This is a genomic window from Streptomyces swartbergensis (genome assembly GCF_002148965.1).
GTDB lineage: Bacteria > Actinomycetota > Actinomycetes > Streptomycetales > Streptomycetaceae > Streptomyces > Streptomyces swartbergensis.
Window position 1 is genome coordinate 1 of record NZ_NGFN01000419.1, and the last position, 6,875, is coordinate 6,875.

Here is a 6,875-nt window from a genome sequence, read left to right on the forward strand (position 1 = left end):
CACAGCGCACCCGACCGGACCGACACCRACGACGAGCCGGGCGCCCCGGTCCAGCTGCCGCGCCGCCACACCCCCAAGCTGGTCAGCTCGCACGGCCGCCCGGTCACCGAGCAGCGCCCTCGGCGAGGGAAGACGGATGAGGAGACGCTCACGGGCACAGGCCGACCGGAGCCGGGTGGTGGCGCCTCCCCGCGCCCGTCGCGTCGCCGGGGCGACGACTCGGCGACCGGTGAGGCCACGGGCCGGTCCGGGCCGGAGCCCGGGCTTCCGGTCCGCCGCCGCAGCGAAGGCTCCTCGACCGACGGCCGGCGCGGCGATGCCCAGCCGGACGCACCGCCGCCCCTGCCGGCCCGTCGGCGGGGGGCGGAGTCCGGTCGCCGGGGCATCGGCGCGGCCGGCCGGAACGACGAACGCGCTGCATCACCTGCGTCGTCCGGCGCCGGGTCGGAGCCGCCCACTCTGCCCACGCGGACGCGCCGCGCGGAGATCTCCTCGAGCGGCCCGGACGGCCCGGACCGTCGCTCCGGCCCCATGCCGGAGACCACCGGTGGTCCCGCGCGCCAGGTGACCGGCTCCGGTGCCACGCCCCGGGAGACCGGCTCGGCTCCCGGCTCCGCACGACGGGCACAGGGCCCTGGCTCCGCACCGCAAGATCCTCGCTCCGGCACCGCGCCGCTGCCCCGGCGCGTCCGCCAGGCCAATCTGGCTCCGCAGCTGAAGCGCGGATCCGAGCCGCGTACCGAGGACAGAGCCGAGCCCGTCGAACGTGACGCCGACGAAGTACGCAGCCGTATGGCCTCGCTCCAGCGCGGCTGGCAGCGCGGCCGCGAGGAAAACGCAACGGGCGATACCGCCCACAGCGGCACAGCACGACAAGGAACGACAGAGGGGGACGGTCGATGACCGCACCGAAGGCCACCGGCCACACCGCAGCCAACAAGGGGGAGCTGAACTGGCTCCTCGACGACCTGGTGGACCGCGTCGCGAGCATTCGCAAGGCCCTCGTGCTCTCCGGCGACGGCTTGCCGACCGGGGTGTCCAGGGACCTGACCCGGGAGGACAGCGAGCACCTGGCCGCCGTCGCCTCCGGGTTCCACAGCCTCGCCAAGGGCGTGGGACGTCACTTCGAGGCCGGCAACGTCCGCCAGACGGTCGTCGAGCTCGACGACGCCTTCCTGTTCGTGACGGCCGCCGGCGACGGCAGCTGCCTCGCCGTCCTCTCGGACGCCGACTCGGACGTCGGCCAGGTCGCCTACGAGATGACACTCCTCGTGAAGCGAGTGGGTGTGCATCTGGGCGCCGCTCCGCGCACCGATCTGCCCGCAGGCGGGTAGTGGGATGACATGAGCGCTGACGGTCAGGGAAGAAGGCACTGGTTCGACGACGAGGCCGGACCGGTCGTCCGTCCGTACGCCATGACGCGCGGCCGCACCAGCAGCCAGGGCCAGCACCGCCTGGACCTGATCGCGGTCGTGGTCACGGAACCGCACGCGGACGACCCGGAAGCGGACCACATGCTCTCCCCGGAGCATGTGGACATCGTCGAACTGTGTCGTGACGCCCCGCAGTCGGTCGCCGAACTCGCAGCGGAACTCGACCTGCCGATCGGGGTGGTACGGGTCCTTGTCGGAGACCTCGTGGACGCGGAATTCGTCCATGTGAACCGGCCCGTACCCCCTGCCGAACTGCCGGACGAGAGTATTCTGCGCGACGTGATCAACGGCCTCCGGGCGCTGTGAGCAGCGCGGAAGCGGGGTACTGACGTGACTGGCTGGCAGTTCTGGGTCGACCGAGGCGGCACCTTCACCGACATCGTCGCGCGTCGCCCGGACGGCCGGCTGCTCACGCACAAGCTGCTGTCGGACAGCCCGGCCCGTTACGCCGACGCGGCCGTCGAGGGCGTCCGCACCCTGCTGGGCGGCTCCGGCGACCCCGTCGAGACCGTCCGCATGGGCACGACGGTCGCCACCGACGCCCTCCTGGAGCGCAAGGGCGAGCGCACCCTGCTGGTCATCACCCGCGGCTTCCGCGACGCCCTGCGCATCGCCTACCAGAACCGCCCGAGCATCTTCGCCCGCCGCATCGAACTGCCCGAACTCCTGCACGAGCGGGTCGTCGAGGTCGACGAGCGCATCGCCGCTGACGGCACAGTCCTGCTCGCGCCCGACCTGGACGCCCTCGCCGGGCCACTCCAGGAGGCGTACGACGACGGGATCCGTGCCGTCGCCGTGGTCCGCATGCACAGCCACCTCCACCCCGCACACGAACAGGCCGTGGGGAAACTCGCCGCCCGCATCGGCTTTCCGCAGATCTCGCTCTCCAGCGAGGTCAGCCCCCTGATGAAGCTCGTCCCCCGCGGGGACACCGCCGTCGTCGACGCCTACCTGTCTCCCCTCCTGCGCCGCTACGTCCAGCACGTCGCCGACGCCCTCGAAGGCGTACGGCTGATGTTCATGCAGTCCAACGGAGGCCTCACCGAGGCCGGGCAGTTCCGCGGGAAGGACGCGATCCTCTCCGGCCCGGCCGGTGGCATCGTCGGCATGGCCCGCTTGTCGCAGCTCGCCGGCTTCAACCGCGTCATCGGCTTCGACATGGGCGGCACCTCCACCGACGTCTCCCACTTCACGGGCGAGTACGAACGCGTCTTCGACACCCGGATCGCCGGCGTCCGGCTGCGCGCCCCCATGCTCGACATCCACACCGTCGCCGCCGGCGGCGGCTCGGTCCTCCACTTCGACGGCTCCCGCTACCGCGTAGGGCCTGACTCGGCGGGCGCGGAGCCCGGGCCCGCCTGCTATCGCGGCGGCGGCCCGCTCGCCGTCACCGACGCCAACGTCATGCTCGGCCGCATCCAGCCCGCCCACTTCCCGAGGGTGTTCGGCGCGAACGGCGACGAGCCCCTCGACGACGCACTCGTCCGGGACCGGTTCACCGCCCTCGCCGACGGCACCGTGACCGAACTCGGCGGCAGCGACTCCGCGGACGTCGTCACCGGCGACGTACTCGTCATCGAAACCCCGGGCGGCGGAGGCTACGGCCCGCCGTCGCCCGACCCCCATCAAGCAGGAGAAGAGATCGATGATCTTCGGGCGTTCTGAGCGCGGCAAGCCTCCGGTCGAGCCCGTCACGCTCAAGATCCTGGTGGCCGGCGGCTTCGGCGTGGGCAAGACCACGCTCGTCGGCGCGGTCAGCGAGATCCGGCCGCTGCGCACCGAGGAGCTGCTCACCGAGGCCGGGCGCCCGGTCGACGACACCAGCGGCGTGGAGGGCAAGCACACCACCACCGTGGCCATGGACTTCGGCCGCATCACGCTCCGCGAGGACCTGGTGCTGTACCTCTTCGGCACGCCCGGCCAGGAGCGGTTCTGGTTCATGTGGGACGAGCTCTCGGAGGGCGCGCTGGGTGCCGTCGTGCTGGCCGACACCCGCCGCCTGGAGGACTCCTTCGCCGCCGTCGACTACTTCGAACGGCGCTCGATACCGTTCCTCGTCGGCGTCAACTGCTTCGAGGGCTCCCCGCGTTACCCGGTTGAGGACGTACGCCAGGCCCTCGACCTGGACGACGGCGTACCGCTCCTGATGTGTGACGCCCGCGACCGTGAATCGGTCAAGGAAGCACTCATCGGCGTCGTCCAGCACGCCATGGCGTACGCGGCCGACCGCCGCCAGGCGGTGACCACCTGACGCTCGCCGACCGGCGGGCGCGGGCCGTACCCCCGCCGACAGGGGTACGGCCCGCAGTCCGGAAACTCCGCACCCACGCGCGCGTGGGTGCGGATGACGCTCCACGCGCGCGTGGCTAGCTGTCGCCGTCCTCCTCCCAGCCGAAGCTCCTCTCCACGGCCTTGCGCCAGTTGTGGTGCTCGCGGTCCCGCACCGACGCCTCCATGGACGGCGTCCACTCGACGTCCTTCTGCCAGTGCGCCTTGAGCTCGTCCAGGTCGTTCCACACACCCGTGGCCAGACCGGCCGCGTACGCGGCGCCCAGACAGGTCGTCTCGGAGACCTTGGGCCGCACCACCGGCACGTCGAGCACATCCGCCTGGTGCTGCATGAGCAGGTTGTTCTTCGTCATGCCGCCGTCGACCTTCAGGGTGGTGATGTGCACCCCGGAGTCCTGGTACATGGCGTCCACGACCTCGCGCGTCTGCCAGCTCGTCGCCTCCAGCACCGCGCGCGCGAGGTGCGCCTTCGTGACGTACCGGGTCAGGCCGGTGACCACACCACGCGCGTCGGAGCGCCAGTACGGCGCGAACAGGCCCGAGAACGCCGGCACGATGTACGCGCCGCCGTTGTCCTCCACGCTCGCGGCCAGGGGCTCGATCTCGTCGGCGGTACGGATGATGCCGAGCTGATCGCGGAACCACTGGACCAGCGCGCCCGTTATGGCTATCGACCCCTCCAGGCAGTAGACCGGCGCCTCGCTCCCGATCTTGTAACCCATCGTCGTCAGCAGACCGCTCTTCGACGACACCGGGCGGTTGCCGGTGTTGAGCAGCAGGAAGCTTCCCGTGCCGTAGGTGTTCTTCGCGGTGCCCACGTCGTAGCAGGCCTGGCCGAACACGGCGGCCTGCTGGTCGCCCAGCGCGGAGGCCACGGGCACACCGGCGAGCTGGCCGAGGGCGGTGCCGTACACCTCGGCGGAGGACTTGATCTCGGGCAGCATCGCCTCGGGGATGTTCATCGCGGAGAGGATCGAGGAGTCCCACTGGAGGGTCTCCAGGTTCATCAGCATGGTGCGCCCGGCGTTGGTCACGTCGGTGACGTGCTGCCCGCCGTCCGTGCCGCCGGTGAGGTTCCAGATCAGCCAGGAGTCCATCGTTCCGAAGGCGATCTCACCACGCTCGGCACGCGTCCGGAGATCCGGCACATTGTCGAGCAGCCAGGCCGCCTTGGGCCCGGAGAAGTAGGTGGCCAGCGGCAGACCCGTCTGCTCGCGGAAACGGTCCTGCCCTTCCGAGCCGCCCAGCTGGTTGCACAGTGCCGCCGTCCGCGTGTCCTGCCACACGATGGCGTTGTGCACCGGCTTCCCCGTCGCGCGGTCCCACAGGAGGGTCGTCTCGCGCTGGTTGGTGATCCCCATCGCGCTCAGCTGTTCGGCACGCAGCCCGGCCTTGGCGAGCGCCCCGGCGACCACGGCCTGCACCTTGGACCAGATCTCGGTGGCGTCGTGCTCCACCCACCCGGGTTTCGGGAAGATCTGGCGGTGCTCGCGCTGGTCCACGGCGACGATGGCGCCGTCCTGGTTGAAGACGATGCAGCGGCTGGAGGTGGTGCCCTGGTCGATTGCGGCGACGTACTTCTCGGAGTTGTCCGTCATGGCTACCCCTTGGGCTGGTTCAGAAGGCTGCGTTGTAGATGAGGCCACCCAGCACTCCGCCGATCAGTGGTCCGGCGACCGGGATCCACGAGTAGCCCCAGTCGGACGTTCCCTTGTTCGGAATCGGCAGGACGGAGTGGATGATGCGCGGGCCGAGGTCACGCGCCGGGTTGATGGCATAGCCCGTGGGACCACCCAGGGACAGGCCGATGCCGACGACCAGGAGCGCCACCAGGAGGATCGCGATGCCGGATCCGTAGATGCCCTCGGCGCCGGGGACCAGCCCGATGCCGATGCCCTCGACGTGCCGGTTGTTACCGACCAGGGCGAGGAGGGGCAGCACCAGGGCGATGGTGGCGAGGATCTCCGTGACCAGGTTGGCCACCGGGTTCCGGATCTCGGGGATCGTGGAGAAGATGCCCAGCGTCGGAACCGGTTCGTCCAGCGTGCCCTCCGTGGTGCCCGTCTGCCGCACGTTGGCCCGGAACTGGGCGAAGTACACGAGGTAGGCCAGGACGGCGCCGATCATTGCGCCGGCCATCTGCCCCAGTACGTAGACCCAGACCTTCTCCCACACACCGGTGTCGATGGCGATGCCGAAGGTCACGGCCGGGTTCAGGTGCCCTCCGGAGAGGGGAGCTGCGGTGTACGCGCCGGCCAGCACGCCGAACCCCCAGCCGAACGCGATCACCACCCACCCGGCAGCCCGGGCTTTGGAGAACCTGAGGGTGACGGCGGCGCACACACCGGCGCCGAACAGGATCAGGATCGCCGTGCCGATCAACTCGCCGAAGAAGATGTCTCCGTTACTCATGGCGGCTCCTAGGCCGTGGCCCGGGACGATCCGCCCCGGTCCTCACGTGCAGGGTGCGTTTCCCATGGCTACTTCAGCCGAAGGCAGGGAGATCCGGCGCCCCGCCCGGCATCCGTGACGAGCGTGCCGTCGCAGCCGAATCGCCCGCGGGGGAAAGGGCCTTGGCGCAGGCGCGCCCACGCGCCGCAGTGCCGGATACGCCGAGTATGTACGGCGATGTCGACTGACACCGGAAGTGTTCACCGGCACCCAGGGGGCGTCAAGGTCGCCGACCGCAACGGTTGACGGCCATGTGACGTCGGCCGGGTCTGCCGGGCCGGGTGGCCGGTTGCACGGCCCTGGCGGCGCCCGGTCGGGTCGTTGTTCAGATGTGGTCGGGGCCTACGCGGGCCTTGGCGAGCCGCGTGAGCCTTTGCTGGTGGTGTCGTCCGGCCTCGCTGAGGTCCGCCGTAGGCGAGCGCCCAGCGCATCTGACTCCTCGCTTGTTAGCCACCAGCATCCACCTGACCTGGCGGTCTCTCAACCGGACGGGGTGCGCCCCGGTCCCGGCCGCGTACCCCGGACGGGGTGCGCCCCGGTCCCGGCCGCGTACAGGGCCCTGGCGGGCGGGGCCACAGCCGTGCCCAGGCGCCCGCCTCCGACAGCGCCAGGAGCCCACCGGCGTCCGCACGGACCCCGTCCTGTCCGTCCGCACCCATCCGATGGCCCCAGCCCGTCCCAGGAGCCCCTGGGCCCCCTCTC

5 protein-coding genes and 2 pseudogenes are annotated in these 6,875 nt (G+C 71.1%); 5 read left to right on the forward strand and 2 right to left on the reverse strand.

The window, feature by feature from the left end; translation table 11 throughout:
- The 5 genes and pseudogenes from CA983_RS47365 to CA983_RS38575 all read left to right on the forward strand — a co-directional run.
- Positions 1-903: pseudogene (locus CA983_RS47365) on the forward strand (histidine kinase); the annotation flags it as partial.
- Complete coding sequence (locus tag CA983_RS38560; protein ID WP_020275952.1) at positions 900-1,334, forward strand: roadblock/LC7 domain-containing protein; 435 nt, start codon at positions 900-902, stop codon at positions 1,332-1,334. The pseudogene CA983_RS47365 and the gene CA983_RS38560, both read left to right, overlap by 4 nt.
- 9 nt (positions 1,335-1,343) lie before the next feature.
- Positions 1,344-1,739, forward strand: coding sequence for a DUF742 domain-containing protein (locus CA983_RS38565; RefSeq protein ID WP_086605366.1), 396 nt, complete (start codon positions 1,344-1,346; stop codon positions 1,737-1,739).
- Between the two features lie 24 nt (positions 1,740-1,763).
- A pseudogene (locus CA983_RS38570) lies at positions 1,764-2,942 on the forward strand (hydantoinase/oxoprolinase family protein); the annotation flags it as partial.
- A gap of 136 nt (positions 2,943-3,078) precedes the next feature.
- Positions 3,079-3,684, forward strand: a complete 606-nt coding sequence (locus CA983_RS38575; RefSeq protein ID WP_086605367.1) for a GTP-binding protein — start codon at positions 3,079-3,081, stop codon at positions 3,682-3,684.
- Between the two features lie 115 nt (positions 3,685-3,799).
- Here the strand turns inward: CA983_RS38575 and glpK are convergent, their stop codons facing one another.
- On the reverse strand, positions 3,800-5,320 hold the full coding sequence (gene glpK / locus CA983_RS38580) for a glycerol kinase GlpK (protein ID WP_086605368.1): 1,521 nt from the start codon (positions 5,318-5,320) through the stop codon (positions 3,800-3,802).
- 19 nt (positions 5,321-5,339) lie between these two features.
- Entirely contained in the window at positions 5,340-6,134 is a 795-nt protein-coding gene (locus CA983_RS38585; RefSeq protein WP_086605369.1) for an MIP/aquaporin family protein, read from the reverse strand.
- Positions 6,135-6,875 lie beyond the last annotated feature (741 nt).

Coding starts and splice junctions, on each gene's coding strand:
- CA983_RS38560 (WP_020275952.1), top strand. CDS start 900: ATGACCGCACCGAAGGCCACCGGCCACACCGCAGCCAACAAGGGGGAG.
- CA983_RS38565 (WP_086605366.1), top strand. CDS start 1,344: ATGAGCGCTGACGGTCAGGGAAGAAGGCACTGGTTCGACGACGAGGCC.
- CA983_RS38575 (WP_086605367.1), top strand. CDS start 3,079: ATGATCTTCGGGCGTTCTGAGCGCGGCAAGCCTCCGGTCGAGCCCGTC.
- glpK (WP_086605368.1), bottom strand. CDS start 5,320: ATGACGGACAACTCCGAGAAGTACGTCGCCGCAATCGACCAGGGCACC.
- CA983_RS38585 (WP_086605369.1), bottom strand. CDS start 6,134: ATGAGTAACGGAGACATCTTCTTCGGCGAGTTGATCGGCACGGCGATC.